The sequence below is a fragment of the Kitasatospora sp. NPDC098652 genome, assembly GCF_044760155.1.
GTDB lineage: Bacteria > Actinomycetota > Actinomycetes > Streptomycetales > Streptomycetaceae > Kitasatospora.
Genome location: NZ_JBIWAQ010000008.1, coordinates 228,145 through 245,045, shown reverse-complemented (window position 1 = coordinate 245,045; position 16,901 = coordinate 228,145). Strand labels below are relative to the sequence as shown.

Genomic DNA, 16,901 nt, shown 5'->3' with positions numbered 1-16,901 from the left:
TTTCGCCCGCCATTCGGGAGGTGTCGGCGACGCTACCGCATGGCCGGGAGGCCCCGGCGGGCCGGGACGGCTCCCGGCGGGCGGGGCCCCGGCGGACCACCCGTTCGGGGTGGTGCGCCGTGGGCCGGGTGCGCCTCGCGCCCTCCGTGCGGGGGGACGGTGCGTCAGAGTTCCAGCGTCACCCGGTACTCCGTCAGCCAGACGTCGAGGTCCAGCGCCAGGTCGACGCCCAGCCGCACCGACCCGGGGTCGGTGTCGGGGGCGAGCGCGTCGGCCAGCCGCCGCCGGTCCAGCAGCTCCAGCGCCGGGGAGGTCCGTGCGGCGGCGAGCCGGGCGAGGTCGGCGCGCAGCAGCTGCGGGTAGCGCGGGTCGGCGGTGATCGGGTACGGGCTCTTCATCCGGTCGGCCACCTCGGCCGGCAGCAGGTCCCGGACGGCGGCGCGCAGCAGGCTCTTCGGCTGCCCGTCGAAGGTCTTCATCGCCCACGGCGTGTTGAAGACGTACTGGACCAGCCGGTGGTCGCAGAACGGCACCCGCACCTCCAGTCCGTTGGCCCGGCTCATCCGCTCGTTGCGGTCGAGCAGCACGCCGGAGAAGCGGGTGAGGTTGAGGTACGACACCTCGCGCATCCGCCGTTCCACCGGGTCGGCGGCGGGCAGGTGCGGGACTTCGGCGAGCGCCGTCCGGTACTGGGCCCGGCGGTGGCCGGCCAGGTCGAGCTTGCGCAGCAGGTCGGCGTCGAGCAGCTGCTCGCGCGGGGCGGAGCCAGGTCCGGCCAGGCCGCCGTCGAGCCGGGCGGCCCAGGGGAAGTCGTCGGCGGCGATCGCGGCCGGGTCGTGGAACCAGGGGTAGCCGCCGAACAGCTCGTCCGCGGCCTCGCCGGACAGGGCGACGGCGGCCCGCTCCCGGACGCGGCGGAAGAGCAGCAGCAGGGCGGCGTCCAGGTCGGCGAGCCCGCCCGGGAGGTCCCGGGCGCGCAGTACGGCGTGGCCGCGGCGCAGCTCGGTGAGCTCGGCGGCGTCCAGCGCGATCACGTCGTGCTCGGCGCCGACGTGCCGGGCGAGCATCCGGGCGTACGGGCCGTCCGGCGTCGAGCGGGCCGGGTCGGGGTGGAGGTCCTCGTCCCGGCCGGTGAAGTCCACCGCGAGGGTGCGCAGCGGGCCGGCCCCCGTCCGGCGCAGCGCCGCCGCGGCGAGGGCGGTGAGGGCGCTGGAGTCCAGGCCGCCGGAGAGCAGCGAGCAGAGCGGCAGGTCCGAATCGAGCTGGCGGTGGACGATGTCCTCCAGCAGGGCCCGGACGGTGGCGATCGTGGACTCCAGGGAGTCGACGTGCTCGCGCGCCTCCAGCCCCCAGTAGCGGCGCTCCGTGACGCCGCCGCGGCGCACCCGGACCAGGTGCCCGGGACGGACCTCGTGGACGCCCCGGTACGGGGTGGCGCCGGGCGTGCGGGTGAGCGAGAGCAGTTCGCGCAGCCCGTCCAGGTCGACCACCGCGCGGACCGCGGGGTGGGCCAGCACCGCCCCGGCGCCGGAGCCGAACACCACGCCGTCCGGGGTGGGGTGGTAGTGCAGCGGTTTGACGCCCAGCCGGTCGCGGACCAGCAGCAGCTCCTCGTGCCGGGAGTCCCAGATCGCGAAGGCGTACGCGCCGTTGAGCCGCTCGGCCAGGCCCTCGCCCCACTCCAGGTAGCCGAGCAGTACGACCTCGGCGGCGTCCCGGGTGCGGAAGCGGTGACCGGCCGCCTCCAGTTCCGCGCGCAGTTCGCGGTGGTTGTGGACCTCGCCGCCGAAGGCGAGCACGGCCAGTGGGCGGCCGTCGTGTTCGACGGACAGCGGCCGCGCCCCGCCGTCGGCGGCTCCGGCGGCTCCGGGGCGGCGGTGGCCGAGCGCGGCGTGCGGCTCCAGGTGGACGCCGCCGGCCTCCGGGCCGCGGCAGACCTGGGTGGCCGTCATGGCTTCGAGGACGTCCCGCTCGGCGGTGAGGTCGCGGTCGAAGGCGACCCATCCGGTGATCCCGCACATCAGCAAGCCCTCCGGTGTTCGGGTTGGTGTGCTTCGGGCACGTGTGCTTCGGGTTCGTGTGCTTCGGGCACGTGTGGCGGGGGTCACGGTACGGGCGCCCTCGGCTCGGCATCAAGAGCCTGTCCGGAAGGTGACGGCAGGGGGTCCGCGCGGTTACCCGGGCCGAAAGTCGCGAAGCCTGCCCGAATTCGGGCAAGATCTTTGGCTTCGGCGAGCCGGGCGACCTAGAGTTCTCATTCGTGCCGAGCTCACCCCACCCTCACGAAGACCTCCTCGCCCACCTCTCCCGGACCAGCCCGCTCGGGCCCCGGGAGGCGGCGCGGGTCGTGGCGGAGGTGCTGGCGTACTTCTCCGAGACCACCGAGGAGTACGTCCGTCGCCGCCACGGCGAGCTGCAGGCACGCGGCCTCACCAACGAACGCATCTTCGCCCGGCTCGCCGAGGAGCTGCCCGCCCGCCGCGTCGCGGCGCCGGAGCTCTCGGCCCGTCAGCTGCGCCGGATCGTCTACGGCTGAGCCCCGGTTCATTCGCTATTTCTGGAGGAGTCCACGCATGTGCGGAATCGTGGCCTACATCGGCCCCAAGGACGCGACCCCCTTCCTGCTGGAAGGACTGGCCCGGCTGGAGTACCGCGGCTACGACTCGGCCGGCGTCGCCGTCGCCGGGCGCACCGGCGGCATCAAGCTCCGCAAGGTGAAGGGCCGGGTCGCCGACCTCGCCGCCGCCGTGCCGGCCCGCTTCAAGGGCGGCACCGGAATCGGCCACACCCGCTGGGCCACCCACGGCGTGCCCAGCGACGCCAACGCGCACCCGCACCTGGACAACGCCGAGCGGATCGCCGTCGTGCACAACGGCATCATCGAGAACGCCGACGAACTGCGCGCCAAGCTCACCGCCGACGGCGCGGTCTTCCGCTCCGAGACCGACACCGAGGTGCTCTCCCACCTGATCGCCGCGCACACCGCCGAGGGCGTCGAGCTGGAGGACGCCGTCCGCGCCGCGCTCGGCCGGGTCGTCGGCACCTACGGCATCGCGGTGCTCGACGCCGAGCAGCCCGACCGCATCGTGGTCGCCCGCAACGGCAGCCCGATCGTGCTCGGCATCGGCGAGAAGGAGATGTTCGCCGCCTCCGACGTCTCCGCCCTGGTCCGCTACACGCGCCAGGTGGTGCACCTGGAGGACGGCGAGCTCGCCACCGTCCGTGCCGACGGCTTCCGCACCTTCACCGCGGACGCCCGCACCACCCACCGCCAGCCGTCCACCGTCGACTGGGAGATCGACTCCTTCGACACCGGCGGGTACGACCACTACCTGCTCAAGGAGATCCACGAGCAGCCCACCTCCGTCGAGCGCACCCTCAGCGGCCGGCTCGACGAGCGGTTCAGCACCGCCCACCTCGGCGGCCTCAACCTGGACGCCAGGGAGCTGCGCGAGATCCGCCGGGTGAAGATCCTCGGCTGCGGATCCGCCTACTACGCGGGCGAGATGGGCGCCCAGCTGATCGAGGAGCTGGCCCGCATCCCCGCCCACAGCGAGCCCGCCTCGGAGTTCCGCTACCGCAACCCGGTGATCGAGGCCGACACCCTGTACGTCGCGGTCAGCCAGTCCGGCGAGACCTACGACACCCTCGCCGCCGTCCAGGAGATCAAGCGCAAGGGCGGGCGGGTCCTCGGCGTCGTGAACACCGTGGGCAGCGCGATCGCCCGCGAGTGCGACGGCGGCATCTACCTGCACGCCGGTCCCGAGGTCTCCGTGGCCTCCACCAAGGCGTTCACCTCCACCGTGGTCGCCTTCGCGCTGCTCGCCCTGCACTTCGGCCGGATCCACGACCTCTCGCCGGCCGACGGCCGCCGGATCGTGTCCGCCCTCCAGGCGCTGCCCGACCAGATCCGCGAGGTGCTCGACCAGTCCGACGCGATCGCGAAGCTGGCGGCCGAGTACGCCGACTCCGTCGGCATGATGTTCATCGGCCGGGTCCGCGGCTACCCGGTGGCCCGGGAGGGCGCGCAGAAGCTCAAGGAGATCTCCTACGTCCACGCCGAGGCCTACCCGGCGAGCGAGCTCAAGCACGGGCCGCTGGCCCTGATCAGCCCCGAGCTGCCGACCGTGGCCCTCGTCCCGGACGACGAGCTGCTGGACAAGAACCTCACCACCCTCGGCGAGATCAAGGCCCGTTCCGGCCGGGTCATCGCGGTCGCCCACCGCCGGCCCGAGGACAAGCTGGCCGACCACTGCATCCTGGTCCCCAAGAGCGAGCCCGAGCTGGACCCGCTGCTCCTCAACATCCCGCTCCAGCTGCTCGCCTACCACGCGGCGGTCGCCCTCGGCCGGGACGTGGACAAGCCGCGCAACCTGGCGAAGAGCGTGACGGTGGAGTAGCCGTCAGCCGTCGGATCCCCGGGCCCCGGTCGCTGTGCGGACGACCGGGGCCCGGTCCGCGCGCGCCGTCCGGAGGTGCTGCCAGACCAGGGCGGCCAGGGTCAGCACGGCGGCGGCGTGCAGCAGCCACCAGCCGGCCCCGAAGGTCAGCGTGAGGTTCGCCTGCAGCGTGGGCGGCAGCCGGCGGGCGAGGTCGTCGGGGCTCACGGTGAAGTCCACGCCGATGAGAGCGCAGGGCAGCGGCAGGGCGCAGACGTACCCGAGGCGCCTGAGGGCCGGGTACGGGCGGTGCGGCAGGGCGGCCGCGCAGACCAGGGTGAGCAGGGCGGGCACCAGCCACACCCAGGACAGGAAGCCGATGGCCCGCTCCGTGTCGGCGATCCCGAGCGCGGAGTACAGCGGGAAGCCCGATCCGGACGCGTGATTGATGGCGGCGACCGTCTGCGGGGTCACGTTCCCACCGGCCTCGAGGCTGACGGTGCCGCCGGTCAGCAGGAGCGAGACGCCGTACACGGCGAGCAGCCCGGCCGGCACCAGGACGGACGCGAGCAGGCGCCCCCGGCGGCTGGTCGGTGCGGGCAGGCCCGGTTCTCCCAGCCCGCCCGGGAGGGTCGGCGGGGCGACCAGTGGTGCGACCGGCTGGGTGACCGCTTGGGAGACCGCTGGGGAGACCGGTTGGGTGGCGAGCGCGGTCGGCGGGTGCGCGGGCCGGGCCGGCGGCAGCGGCTGGTGCGGTAGTGGTGGCCGGTGCTCGGCGAGCAGGGCGGTCGCCTGCGCGCCGCTGAGGCGGGCGTTCGGGTCCTTCGCCAGCAGGCCGTCGATCAGCGGGGCCAGCGGGCCGGCCAGGGCCATCGGCGGCGGCTGTTCGAACAGCACGGCGGTGAGCGTCGCCACCGGGGTGTCCCGGCGGAACGGCGGCCGGCCCTCGACGGCCTGGTAGAGCGTGGCACCGAGCGAGAACAGGTCGCCCGCCGGGGCCGCGGGGCTGCCGTGGGCGCGCTCGGGCGCGAGGTAGTCGACCGAGCCGATGAAGGCGCCCGAGGCGGTGAGGGCGGTCTGGTCCTGCTGCACGGCGATCCCGAAGTCGGCGAGCAGCACGCCGCCGTCGTCGGCCAGCATGATGTTCGCCGGCTTCACGTCGCGGTGCACGATCCCCGCCTGGTGCGCGGCGCCGAGCGCGGCGAGCACGGCCTCGGCGACCGTCACCGCTTCGGCGGTCGGGAGCGGGCCCTCCCGGGCGATCCGCTCCTCCAGGGAACGGCCGACGACCAGTTGCATCACCGTCCACGGCACGCCGCCGTCGATCACCACGTCGTGGACGCCGACGACGTTCGGGTGGTCGCGCAGCCGGGCCGCGTGCCGGGCCTCCCGCTGGGCGCGCAGCAGCCGCTCGGAGTGCTCCTCGGGCGAGGCGGCGGGCGGCAGTTGGACCTCCTTGACGGCCACGTCCACGCCGAGCACCTCGTCGTGGGCCTGCCAGACGCTGCCGAAACCGCCCGCCCCGAGCCGCCGCGCCAGCCGGTACCGGCCGCCGACCAGCCGCCCCGCCGAGGTCACGGCCGCAACGCCGTCCCCGCTGTCCGCCACCGTCGGTTCCCCCGTTCCCCGGCCTGTACGTCCGCCACAGTCTGGCAGAGCCGGTACGGCCGACGGAGGGGGAGGGTGGGCGAGGGTGGCGCGGAGGCGATGCGGTGGCGGTGCGGTTTTGAGATGCCGACGGGTTGTCATGACTGAAACACCGTCAGGCTGGGCATAACGACGTGGACCCACCGAAGGGCCCGGCTGACGCTCCCCCACGAGCGCAACCGGGCCCCGGGCCGGCGATCGGGCCTGGGCGTGACTCCCCCCACGGAGTGGCGACCAGGCCCGCAGCGTGTTCAACCAGCGATACGCAGAGTACATGTCATATCCACGTAGCGCTACCGAGTTCCGTGCTTCCGTTCCGGGCCCCGGGCGGCCCCTGTCCCGGGCCTCGGGCAGGGCCCCCGGGCAGGGCCCAGGGGCAGGGGTCAGGGGCAGGGGTCAGCCCGACCGGCCGGCCCGGGCGTAGGCGGCCAGGACCGAGAGGTAGCGCCGTCTGACGTCGTCGCGGTCGGCGGCCTCCGGGACGGACTCCAGGTTCAGGCGTTCGATCATCTCCGCCTGTTCGAGCAGGACCCGGCGCTGCTGTTCGGTCCGGGTCTCCGCCATGATCTCGGCCAGCGCGTCCAGCTGGCGGATCAGCACGGCGGGCATGCCGTGGGCGGCCTGGCGGATCTTCTCGAACGACCGCTGGACCAGTCGCTCGTAGCCCACCGGGACGGTCATCACCCGGATGTACCCGGCCTCGTCGCGGTGGACGGGGTTCGGGTCCCAGCGGGCGGCGATCCGGCACAGGCCCTCGCCCAGCCAGTCGATGCAGGTCAGGGCGGTGAAGGTGTCGTTGACCGCGGTGGACAGGGCCCGGATGGCGATCTCCACCAACTGGTCGACGGCGAAGGCGATGTCCTGGGCGAGGGTGCGGGTCGAACCGACGACATGGGCGCGGGCGAAGCTGCGGGCCACCTCGGGCGCGGCCGCGGGCGGCCAGACGGTGGCCAGCTGGTGGCCCTGGACGAGGAAGTGCCCCGGCCGGTGGTCCAGCCGGATGACGGCGTCGAGCTCCGTGGCCATCCGGACCAGCGTGCGGTGCCGGACGAACTGGAGGTAGCCGCTGGCGGGGGCCGGGACCGTCGCCCCCGAGGTGTCCAGCCGGACGTTCAGCTCCGCGGCCGTCGGTCCCGCGCCGCCCCCGGTCGGCCGGTCCGACCTGCCCGCGCCCGCCTCGATCGCCTCCGACAGCTCCGCCGCGATGCTCGCGATCACCCGGGGCAGCTGGATGGAGGTGGCGATGTGGTGGATGAAGTAGATCAGTACGGCGAGGTCGAGCATGACCAGGACCATGCACGCGGTGATCGACAGGTGGGGGACGAAGTCACCCCTCGGGCCCGGTCCGATGACGACCAGCGAGAGGATCGCGAAGACGAACGTCCCGACGAAGGTGCCCAGGGTCATCTGGGTGGTCCGGTCCCGGATGAAGGTGCGCAGCATGCGCGGCCCGAACTGGGTGGAGGCCAGGGTGAGCGTCACGATCATGATCGAGAACACCACGCCGACCACGGTGATCAGCGCCGCCGCGATCGCCGCCAGGATCTGCCGCGCCGAGTCCGCCGTCCCGCTGATCACCCAGGACGGCAGGCCCAGCGTCCCGTCGTAGGCGCCCCGGTCCAGCGCGACCGTGACCGCGAACAGGGCCGCGGCGAACCCGACCTCCAGCACCGGGACGACCCACAGGTTGGTCCGCAGCGCCTCGCGCCGCCACTGTGCCTCCAGGTGGACACCGCGGATCACCTCGCCCACCTCCGTACGCCCGTCCCGCCAGCACACCCCCCTCGGTCACCCACCCTAGGTTCCCGGCGGCCTCCCGGCTCGGCGCCCGCTCGGCGGTGCCGGCCTGCTCGGCCCTGGCCGCTCGACCCCCGTTCGCTTGACCTTGACACTGTGACAAGCCCTTTACTGGCGTCCAGGAGGTGGTCCTGATGACGACGACATCGACCGAGGACGCGAACACCGTGCGAGTGCTGCGGGGGCTGGCGCACGACGACCCGTCGGTACGGCTGCGGGCCGCGCTGGCCGTCGGTACGAACCCCGACCCGGAGTACGTCGACGGGCTGGTCGAGCGGTGCGCCGTCGAGCCCGACTTCCCGGTGCGGGAGATGCTCACCTGGGCGCTCACCCGCCACCCCGCGGCGGTGACCGTCCCGCCGCTGCTCGAGGAGGTCCGCTCGGAGCGCGCCCAGGCGCGGAGCCAGGCGCTGCACACCCTGTCCAAGATCGGGGACCCCCGGGCGTGGCCGGCCGTCACCCCGGCGCTGCTGTCCGACCCCGACGAGGAGGTGGCCCGCAGCGCCTGGCGGGCCGCGGTCGTGCTGGCGCCCGAGGATGAGCGGCCCGCCCTGGCCGTAGGGTTGGCGACGCAGTTCGGGCGCGGCGGCCGGGAGGCGCAGCTGAGCCTCAGCCGGGCGCTGGTCGCGCTCGGGGAGGCGGCGGCGCCGGTCCTGACGGCCGCGACGGCGGATCCCGATCCCCGGGTGCGCGCCCACGCGCTCGCCACGGAGGCGCTGCGCCGCGACCCGGACGCCGGCTTCGGGTCGGCGATCGAGGAGGCGAAGCGGATCGCCGTCCTCGGGACCGACCGGGAGGGGTAGCAGGGCATGTCGATCGGTGGTGGACGGTGTTGATCGGTGAGGTCGCCCGGCGGTCCGGGGTCAGTGCCCGGATGCTCAGGCACTACGAGTCGCTGGGCCTGGTACGGCCGTCGGGCCGCACCGGCTCCGGCTACCGGGAGTACTCCGACGCGGACATCCGGCGGATCTTCCACATCGAGAGCCTGCGCTCCCTCGGTCTGTCGCTGCACGACGTCGGGCGGGCGCTGGACGACCCGGGCTTCACGCCCTCGGGGTTGGTCGACGACCTCGTCGCCCGCACGCTGGAGCGGATCGCGGCGGAGACCGAACTGCTGACGCGGCTGCGCCGGATCGGTGCGGCCGAGCCCGCCGGCTGGGAGGACGTCCTGCGGACCGTCGCGCTGCTCCACGGGCTGGAGTCGAAGAGCGCGGGGGCGCGCCAGCGCGCGGCCCTGGCCGCGGCCGAGGACGCCCCCGTCCCCTTGGAGGCGCTGGCCGAGGCGGTGCTGGCCGAGTCGGACCCGAACGCCGCCGGGGCCCTGCGGTGGGCGTTGGCGCAGGCCGGTGAGGCGGCGGTGGCCGTGCTGGCGCCGGGCCTCGGCTCGCCCTCGGCCGAGGTGCGGGAACGCGCCGTCCGGTCCGTCGCCGAGATCCCGGCCGACGCGGCGACCGCGCTGCTGCGGGACGCCCTGGCCGGCCCCGATCCGGTGGTCCGCCGGTACGCGGCCCTGGCGCTCGGGGCCAGGCGGGTGGCCGACGCCGTCCCGACGCTCATCGACATGATCGTCGAGGAGCGCCACGACGCCGACGCGGCGGATGCGCTGGCCGAGCTGGCCAACGGCGCCGCCGACGCCGGTGACCCCGCCCTGGCGGACCGGATCGCCGGGCGGCTCGTCGAGCGCCTGGCCCGGGACGGGGTCGACCAGCCCGCCCGGCGGCGGCTGACCCAGGCGCTCGCGGACATCCCGGGGAGCACGGCGGCGGGCGCGCTCGCCGGGCTGGCGCGGGACGGCGACCGGGTGGTCGCGCTCACGGCGGCGTACGTGCTCACGCTGCGCGGCGCGCGGTAGCGGACTGCCGCGCGCCGCGCAGCCGAATAGCCGCGCGGCCGAGCGGTGGCGGTGGGCCGGTCAGCCGGCGCTGCTGATCCGCAGGACGCCGGTGGTGGTGCCCTGGTAGACCACGCCGCCGGGGGCGATGGAGCCGACCATCTGGAGGGTGTCGAAGAGGAAGCCCGCGCCGAGGTAGTGGGTGCGGGTGACGCTGCCGGTGCGGGGGTCGATCTCGGCGTAGTAGTACGGATCGAGGATCGAGGTGGCGTCGGTGCCCGGGATGACCGGCCGGCGCAGCACGGTATGGATCAGGCCGTCACCGGTGGACAGCCTCGGCACGGCGGCGGAGCGCACCGAGGTGTCCCAGACGAGGTCGCAGCCGGACCCGTCGGCGCGGACGTCGACCCGGCTGAGGCCGCCGGAGAAGCGGCCGGACGCGGGCACGCTGGACCCGGCGTCGGCGGGCAGCCTGGGGTACGGGTAGCCGTAGGTGCTCGCGACGAAGACGGCGTTCCCGGCGCCGATCGGGGAGTTCTCGCTGCCGCTGCCGCCCGCCCTGAGGACCGGGACGGAGCAGACCTCGGAGCCGTCGGCGGTGCGCTGGACCAGCAGGTGCACGGTCGGCGCGGCGTTGTCGACGACGGTGACGTACTCGGTGCCGGTGCGCGGGCCGAAGAAGGTCGGCGTGGAGCCGGTGCCCCAGCTGAGCTGTCCGGGCTTGCGGCCCGGTCCGCGGTCGTACGTCCGGCGCCAGGCGATGCGCGGAGTGCCGTCGGCCTCGGCGGTCAGCAGGTAGGTGGCGTGGGTGGTGGCCACCAGGGTGCCGGCCGGGGCGGTGGAGATGGAGTTGGCGACCTTCTCCCCGGCCGGGAGGGCGAGGGCGCGGACGGTGCCGGTGCGGTCGTCGGCGGTGCCCACCACCCCGCCGCCGGTGGCGAACCAGACCCGGCCCTGCCAGTCCGGGGACAGGCCGGTCACGGTGTCGCCCTCGGGCACGGCGCCGGCCAGTGACTGCCGGCTGTCGACGGTCAGCGCCCAGGCGCCGGTGGCGGTGCGGTGGTGGCCGATCCGCAGCAGGTCGCGGTTGCCGTCCACCACGACCAGGCGGTCGTCCTGGTCCAGGTAGGCGTACACGCCGCCGAGCAATGAGCCCTTGGCGATGGGGAGTTCGGCGACGGAACCGCCGTCGGCCGGGTCGAGCAGGTGGACCGTCGGGACGAGGCCGAAGATCGTGGTGCAGAGCGCGACCGGGCGTCCGTCCGAGCCGACCAGCACCGTCGGGCAGGCGGACTGGAGGGCCACCCGCTCCGAGTCGAGCGGGCCGGGCCCCGGGCCGGGCAGCGGGGTGGCGTCGGAGGAGCCGGTGTCGCCGTGCATGGTGGCGGTGCCGTCGGGCCCCGCGTACGGGTTGTGCGGCGGGAGCGGACCGAACGGGCCGGCGGCGGACGGGCCGGTGGCGGACGGGACGGTGGAGGACGGGCCGTCGCCGGACGGGACGGTGGCGGCGGACGGGCCGGCGGCGTGGGCCGGGACGGCGAGGGCCAGCAGGGCGGCGGTCACGAGTGCGGGCAGCGCGAGGCGCATGGGAGTCCCCATCGGGAGGAGGAGTGGGCGGCGTGGTGGTGCACGTGATCGCCCGGATGGGGTTCCCGACGGCGCCGGGGGCGCCGGGCTGATCACCGCGTCAGAGCGCGCGGTGACAGATCGCCGAGCACGCGTGCCCGAGGTCGACGTCGAGTCGACGGCTCAGGTGCGTGTGGCGGTTCATGCGGCCAGCATGGACCACTGACGCTTTGTCGTACAAGCACCCGTCCGGCCCGTGGACCCCGCCGGGGTGGCGGGGTCGGGGCGGTGTGGACGTGCTGCTGGTCAGAACACCGAGCAGCCGGAGAGGGTGGTGAGGGTGTCCAGGGCGGTCACGGCGGCGACCGAGTTGCCGGCCTGGTCGAGGCGGGGGCCCCAGGCGCAGACGGCCGCGCGGCCGGGGAGTATGGCGAGGACGCCGCCGCCGACGCCGCTCTTGCCGGGCAGGCCGACGCGGAAGGCGAACTCGCCGGCGGCGTCGTAGGTGCCGCAGGTGAGCAGGACGGCGTTGAGGCGCTTGGCCTCGCCACGGCTCATCAGCCGAGTGCCGTCGGTGCGCACGCCGTAGCGGGCGAGGAAGGCGCCCGCGAGCACCAGGTCACGGCAGCTCGCGGCGATGGCGCAGTGCGCGTAGTAGTGGTCCAGCACGGTGTCGACCGGGTTCCGCAGGTTGCCGTGGCTGGCGATGAAGTGGGCGAGCGCGGCGTTGCGGTGGCCGTGCTCGGCCTCGGAGACGGCGACCACCGGGTCGGTGTCCAGCAGCCGGTTGCCGGACTCGCGGCGCAGGAACTGCCGTACGGCGCCGGAGGCGTCGCCGGTCAGGGACTGCAGGCGGTCCGTGACCACCAGAGCGCCCGCGTTGATGAACGGATTGCGCGGGATGCCGTGCTCGGTCTCCAGCTGGACCAGCGAGTTGAAGGGGTTGCCGGAGGGCTCCCGGCCGACGCCCCGCCAGAGGTCCTCGCCGCCGTCGGCGCTGTAGGCGAGGGCGAGCGCGAGCGAGAACAGCTTGGAGACGCTCTGGATCGAGAACGGCTGCTCCCAGTCGCCGACGCCGTGCAGCTCGCCGTCGACGGTGGCCACGGCCATGCCGAAGGCCTCCGGGTCGGCCTCGGCGAGGGCCGGGATGTAGTCGGCGATGTGGCCCCGGCCCGTGGTCGCCCGGGCGGCCGCCTCGGCGGCGGCCAGCAGGACCGGGTAGTCCAGGTTCTCCACATCGAACAAGGTTCTTCACTCCACGCACGGACGGGTACGGACACGATCCGGCCGGGGGCGCCGTGCGGCGACCCCCGGTCCGACCTGTGATTATCCGTGCTCGGGGGAGTGCTGTGCGCCAGGCGGGGGTGCCGGTGCGTGGCGTACCGGGGTGCTGGCTGCGGTGCGTCGGTCGCGGGCTACGGCGCGTCGGTCGGGGCCTGGACCGGCGGGCCGGTCAGCAGGGTGCCGGAGTCCGTGTAGGGCCAGCCGTTCGGGACGCAGCCGTGCAGGCCCTTGATCTGCTGCATCATCACCGGCGCCGGGGCGCCCGGGCCCGGGCAGTCGACGTGGCCGTTGCCGAGGATGTGCCCGACCTCGTGGTTGATCGCCAGCGCGTGGTACAGCTCCGGTTGGTTCCGGTAGAAATCGGACAGTTCGGTCCAGCGCCTGAGGTTGATCACCACCTGGTGCTGGACGCCGCAGTTGACCCAGCCGCCGGTGTCCAGCCCGTACTGGCCGCAGATCCGGTCGGTGGAGCCCGGGGTCGCCAGGTAGACGGTGAAGTCCACCGGGTCGGCGGCCATCCGCTGGAAGGACGCGGTGTTCCCGGCCGCCCAGCCGCGCCGGGTGTTGCCGAGGACGGCGTCCACCTCGTCGGCGAACTGCGCCGGGCTCTCCGCGATCCCGTCCTCCACCCGCACCTTGTAGCGGTACAGGTGCTCCCCGGTGCCGAAGCGGGCGGAGCCGCCGGGGGCGGTGGTGAAGGCCAGCGGTGCGGGCTCGCTGCGCCAGGGCTGCCACCACAGCAGGCCGGCGGTCACCGCCGCGACCAGCGCCACGGCGAGTACGGCGTGCCAGGGGCGCCGGTGCTGCCAGCGGCGCCAGTGCCGCCAGCGGCGCGGGCGGGCGGCAGCCGCCGTCATCGGCCGCCGCCCGCCGCCGTACGGCCGTGCGGTCGGCGTATTCGGTGGGGCGGGGGCGCGGTGGTGTCGGCCATGGCGGTGGTGCAACTCCTGGGCGGACTCAAAACGGGGTACATCAGGAGGAACGGTCAGGCTGCGGCGGCGGGTCCAGTCCGTCGGTCTGTCCGTCGGTCTGTCCGTCGTTGGGGGCGGGGCCGGAAGCGGCGGAACGGCCAGGGCGTCACGGAACTCCCGGGCGAGGGAGAGGAATTCCTCCGGTGACCGTGCCGCGTGGTGCAGGTCGATCAGCGGCTCCGCGCCCAACTCCCGTACGGCGGCGGCCAGGTAGTCGGCGATCTGGCCGACCGTGCCGCGCTGGGGGGCGTCCCCCGCGGGCGCCGGGTCGGCGGTCACCACCGGGTTGACCCGCAGCACCAGGCGCAGCGCCGCCGGATCGCGGCCGGCGGCCCGGGCGGAGTCCCGGACGCGCTCCCAGAGCGGGCGCAGGGCGGGCAGCGGCAGGCCGACGCCCAGCCAGCCGTCGGCGCGCCGCCCGACCCGCTCCAGCGCGGCCGGGCTCACCCCGCCCAACAGGACCGGCGGGCGCGGCCGTTGGGCCGGGCGGGCCAGGACGGTCGACGGCGGGACGGTCCAGAGCTCACCGGTGTGCCGGACGTCGGTACCCCCGGTCCAGAACGCCTCCAGCACGTCCAGGGTCTCCTCCAGCCGGGCCGCCCGGCCCCGCCACGGGACGCCGACCGCCTGGTACTCGTCCTCGGACCAGCCGAGCCCGAAGCCGACGTCGAGGCGGCCGGCGCTGACCAGGTCGATCGTCGTCAGGGTGCGGGCGAGCAGGGCCGGGGGGTACCAGGGCGCGTTGAGCGTGCTGGTGCCCAGCCGGGCCCGACTGGTCGCGCCGGCGGCGGCGGTCAGCAGGGTGAGCGGGTCGAGGAAGGTCCGGTGGCTCTCCGGGACGGCGCCGCTGCCGCCGGGGTACGGGGTCCGCGGGGCGTTGGCGACCAGGAGCCGGTCGGCCGTCCAGAGCCGGTCGTAGCCGAGCGCCTCGGCCGCGGCGGCGATCCGGACGGTCAGGGCGGCGTCGGCGAAGCGGCCGTACTGGGGGAGGGCGAGTCCGAGGGGCATGGGGTCCTTACGCCTTCCGTGCGGGGGCCGGAGCACCCAGTGTCGGCCGACGGGCGCCCGGAGCGCCAGGCGTCGGGGCTCCTGTCGGGGCTCCCGTCGGGCGGACGCCGCCGCCGGTTCCCGGAACCACTCGAAGGTGCCACCTGTGCGGCGTGTTCCTGGGGATCGCCGTCGGAATCGGCTGTTGTGGTGCGGGTCGATCACGACGACCCGATCACGACGACCCGCACCACGGTCCGCATCATGATCCGCGGTGCGGCCCGCGCTGCAACCCGCACCACGACCCGTAACCGGAGGCACCGTCATGTCCATCACCACCGTCCTCACCGTCGACGGCATGAGCTGCGGCCACTGCGAGAGGACCGTCAGCGCCGGGCTCGCCGCCATCCCCGGGGTCACCGAGGTCGTCGCGGACGCGCTCAGCGGACGGGTCACCGTGGCCTCCGCCCAGCCGCTGGAGACCACTGCGGTGCGCAGTGCGGTCGACGCGGCCGGTTTCACCCTCGTCGACGAGGTCTGACCCCGGACGGGGGTCTGACCCCGGACGGGCCGGGGGCCCGCCGCCCCGGGGCCCGCCGCCCCGGGGCCCGTCGCCCGGGACGGCGGGCCCCACCCGGCTCAGCCCATGCTCTTCGCGCCGTCCAGGGACTCGCGGATGATGTCGGCGTGGCCCGCGTGCTGGGCGGTCTCGGCGATGACGTGCAGCAGCACCCGGCGGGCCGACCACTCGGCGTCCGCCTCGAACCAGGGCGCCTTCGGCAGCGGCTGGGTCGCGTCGAGGTCCGGCAGGGTGGCCACCAGCTCGTCCGTCCGGCGGGCCACCTCGGCGTACGCGGCGAGCACCCCGGCCAGCGTCTCGCCCGGCAGCAGCCGGAACTCGTCGGCGCGGCGGGCGAAGTCGGCCTCGGTCATGGCGGAGAAGTCGGGCATCGCGGACGGGCCCTGCACGATGAACTCCGCCCACAGCCGCTCCACCGTGCTCACGTGCTTGACCAGGCCGCCCAGGCACAGCTCGCTCGCACAGGTCCGCAGGCCGGCCTGCTCGTCGGTGAGGCCGCGGGTGGTGAAGCGCAGGAAGTGCCGCTGCTTCTCCAGCGCGATCAGGAGGTCGGCGCGCTCGCCGGTGACGGGGGCGGGGGTGGTGGGGGTGGTGGTGCTGGGGGTGGTGGTCGCGGTCATGGCTCTGGCCTTCCGTTCGGGTCCTGATCGGTGCCTGCTCGGTGGTGGTCCGGGGCTCGTTCCCCCCTGACGAGAACCACATTACGGAGCATTGCGGCCAGTTCCTGTCCTGAATAGCGGCCAGAATCGGGACCATGGCGAACACCAGCACCCGGACCCTGCGACTGCTCTCCCTGCTCCAGACCCACCGGTACTGGCCGGGCGAGGAACTCGCCGACCGGCTCGGCGTCTCCGTCCGCACCCTGCGCCGTGACATCGACCGGCTGCGCGAGCTCGGCTACCCCGTCGAGGCCCAGCGCGGCGTCGACGGCGGCTACCAGCTGGCCGCCGGCGCGGCCCTGCCCCCGCTGGTCATCGACGACGAGGAGGCGGTCGCCCTCGCGGTCGGGCTCCAGGCGGCCGCCGACAGCCCGGTGGAGGGGGTCGCCGAGGCCTCCGTCCGGGTCCTGGCCAAGGTCGTGCACGTGATGCCGGGCCGGCTGCGCCGCCGGGTCGAGGCGCTGCGCGCCGTCACCGTCCCGGTCGACTGGGGCACCGCCCCCGCCTCCCGCGTCGACCCGGACGCCCTCACCGCCGTCGCCCTGGCCTGCCGGGACGACGAACGGCTCCGCTTCTCGTACACCACCGCCTCCGCGCGGCGCACCGAGCGGCACGTCGAACCGCACCGGCTGGTCTGCCTCGACCGGCGCTGGTACCTGGTCGCCTACGACCTCGACCGCGGCGACTGGCGGACCTTCCGCCTGGACCGCCTCACCGCCGCCGAGGCCACCGGCGCCCGCTTCGCGCCCCGCACCCTCCCGGCCGCCGACGCCGCCGAGTTCGTCCGCGCGGGCCTCAGCGCCATGCCCCGCCCCAACCGGGTCGAGGCCCTGGTGGAGGCCCCCGCCGAGCACGTCCGCGCCCTCGTCGGCCGCTGGGGCGACGTCGAGGCGGTGGACGCCACCCGCTGCCGCCTGCGGATGACCGCCGACTCGCTGGACTGGCCTGCCATGGCCCTGGGCTCCCTGGGTGCCGAGTTCCGGATCGTCCACCCGCCGGAGCTGCGGGCACTGATCGCGGAGTGGTCCACCCGCTTCGGCCGCGCGGCGGAAGCCGGCGCGGAGGCGTAGGAAGTCGGCCCGGCCGACTTCTGGTGCGGGGAGTCGTCCGCGCCGCGCCAGCTGTGAGTGGTTCTGGAGCGCCGGGGGCTGGGGCGCCCGTTGAGCCGGGCGAGGCTGGGGGCTGGGCGGTGTAGGAAGT

13 protein-coding genes are annotated in these 16,901 nt (G+C 74.9%); 6 read left to right on the top strand and 7 right to left on the bottom strand.

Annotation, left to right across the window (positions count from 1 at the left end; all coding sequences use genetic code 11):
• Nucleotides 1-164: 164 nt before the first annotated feature.
• Entirely contained in the window at nt 165-2,021 is a 1,857-nt protein-coding gene (gene asnB, locus ACIQWA_RS19920) for an asparagine synthase (glutamine-hydrolyzing) (protein ID WP_402484152.1), read from the bottom strand.
• Nucleotides 2,022-2,260: 239 nt separating this feature from the next.
• On the opposite strand from asnB, the gene ACIQWA_RS19915 reads away from it, so the two are divergent.
• The gene (locus ACIQWA_RS19915) at nt 2,261-2,536 is read left to right on the top strand and encodes a hypothetical protein (protein ID WP_360237016.1); all 276 of its coding nucleotides are present in this window, start codon (nt 2,261-2,263) and stop codon (nt 2,534-2,536) included.
• A gap of 37 nt (nt 2,537-2,573) precedes the next feature.
• Nucleotides 2,574-4,400: a glutamine--fructose-6-phosphate transaminase (isomerizing) gene (gene glmS, locus ACIQWA_RS19910; RefSeq protein WP_360237013.1), complete on the top strand. Its 1,827-nt coding sequence runs from the start codon at nt 2,574-2,576 to the stop codon at nt 4,398-4,400.
• A 3-nt stretch (nt 4,401-4,403) separates the two neighbouring features.
• Here glmS and ACIQWA_RS19905 read toward each other — a convergent pair whose 3' ends face one another.
• Together ACIQWA_RS19905 and ACIQWA_RS19900 are read right to left on the bottom strand one after the other, a co-directional pair.
• On the bottom strand, nt 4,404-5,987 hold the full coding sequence (locus tag ACIQWA_RS19905) for a serine/threonine-protein kinase (protein WP_402484149.1): 1,584 nt from the start codon (nt 5,985-5,987) through the stop codon (nt 4,404-4,406).
• 435 nt (nt 5,988-6,422) lie between these two features.
• Nucleotides 6,423-7,769 carry a DUF2254 domain-containing protein gene (locus ACIQWA_RS19900; protein ID WP_402484147.1) on the bottom strand — a complete coding sequence of 449 codons (1,347 nt, stop codon included), beginning with the start codon at nt 7,767-7,769 and terminating at the stop codon, nt 6,423-6,425.
• 188 nt (nt 7,770-7,957) lie between these two features.
• On the opposite strand from ACIQWA_RS19900, the gene ACIQWA_RS19895 reads away from it, so the two are divergent.
• Together ACIQWA_RS19895 and ACIQWA_RS19890 are read left to right on the top strand one after the other, a co-directional pair.
• Entirely contained in the window at nt 7,958-8,626 is a 669-nt protein-coding gene (locus ACIQWA_RS19895; RefSeq protein WP_402484146.1) for a HEAT repeat domain-containing protein, read from the top strand.
• Between the two features lie 26 nt (nt 8,627-8,652).
• On the top strand, nt 8,653-9,675 hold the full coding sequence (locus ACIQWA_RS19890) for a MerR family transcriptional regulator (protein WP_402484144.1): 1,023 nt from the start codon (nt 8,653-8,655) through the stop codon (nt 9,673-9,675).
• A 60-nt stretch (nt 9,676-9,735) separates the two neighbouring features.
• On the opposite strand, the gene ACIQWA_RS19885 is transcribed toward ACIQWA_RS19890, so the two are convergent.
• From ACIQWA_RS19885 to ACIQWA_RS19875, 3 genes are all read right to left on the bottom strand, one after another.
• On the bottom strand, nt 9,736-11,241 hold the full coding sequence (locus ACIQWA_RS19885; protein WP_402484142.1) for a hypothetical protein: 1,506 nt from the start codon (nt 11,239-11,241) through the stop codon (nt 9,736-9,738).
• 285 nt (nt 11,242-11,526) lie between these two features.
• Entirely contained in the window at nt 11,527-12,447 is a 921-nt protein-coding gene (locus tag ACIQWA_RS19880) for a glutaminase (RefSeq protein WP_402484294.1), read from the bottom strand.
• Nucleotides 12,448-12,635: 188 nt separating this feature from the next.
• The gene (locus ACIQWA_RS19875; RefSeq protein WP_402484140.1) at nt 12,636-14,483 is read right to left on the bottom strand and encodes a TIGR03619 family F420-dependent LLM class oxidoreductase; all 1,848 of its coding nucleotides are present in this window, start codon (nt 14,481-14,483) and stop codon (nt 12,636-12,638) included.
• A gap of 304 nt (nt 14,484-14,787) precedes the next feature.
• On the opposite strand from ACIQWA_RS19875, the gene ACIQWA_RS19870 reads away from it, so the two are divergent.
• A complete protein-coding gene (locus ACIQWA_RS19870; protein ID WP_402484138.1) occupies nt 14,788-15,003 on the top strand; it encodes a heavy-metal-associated domain-containing protein in 216 nt (71 codons plus the stop codon).
• Between the two features lie 98 nt (nt 15,004-15,101).
• Here ACIQWA_RS19870 and ACIQWA_RS19865 read toward each other — a convergent pair whose 3' ends face one another.
• Nucleotides 15,102-15,662: a DinB family protein gene (locus ACIQWA_RS19865; protein ID WP_402484136.1), complete on the bottom strand. Its 561-nt coding sequence runs from the start codon at nt 15,660-15,662 to the stop codon at nt 15,102-15,104.
• 134 nt (nt 15,663-15,796) lie between these two features.
• Between ACIQWA_RS19865 and ACIQWA_RS19860 the strand changes: the two genes are divergently transcribed.
• On the top strand, nt 15,797-16,771 hold the full coding sequence (locus ACIQWA_RS19860; RefSeq protein WP_402484135.1) for a helix-turn-helix transcriptional regulator: 975 nt from the start codon (nt 15,797-15,799) through the stop codon (nt 16,769-16,771).
• Nucleotides 16,772-16,901 lie beyond the last annotated feature (130 nt).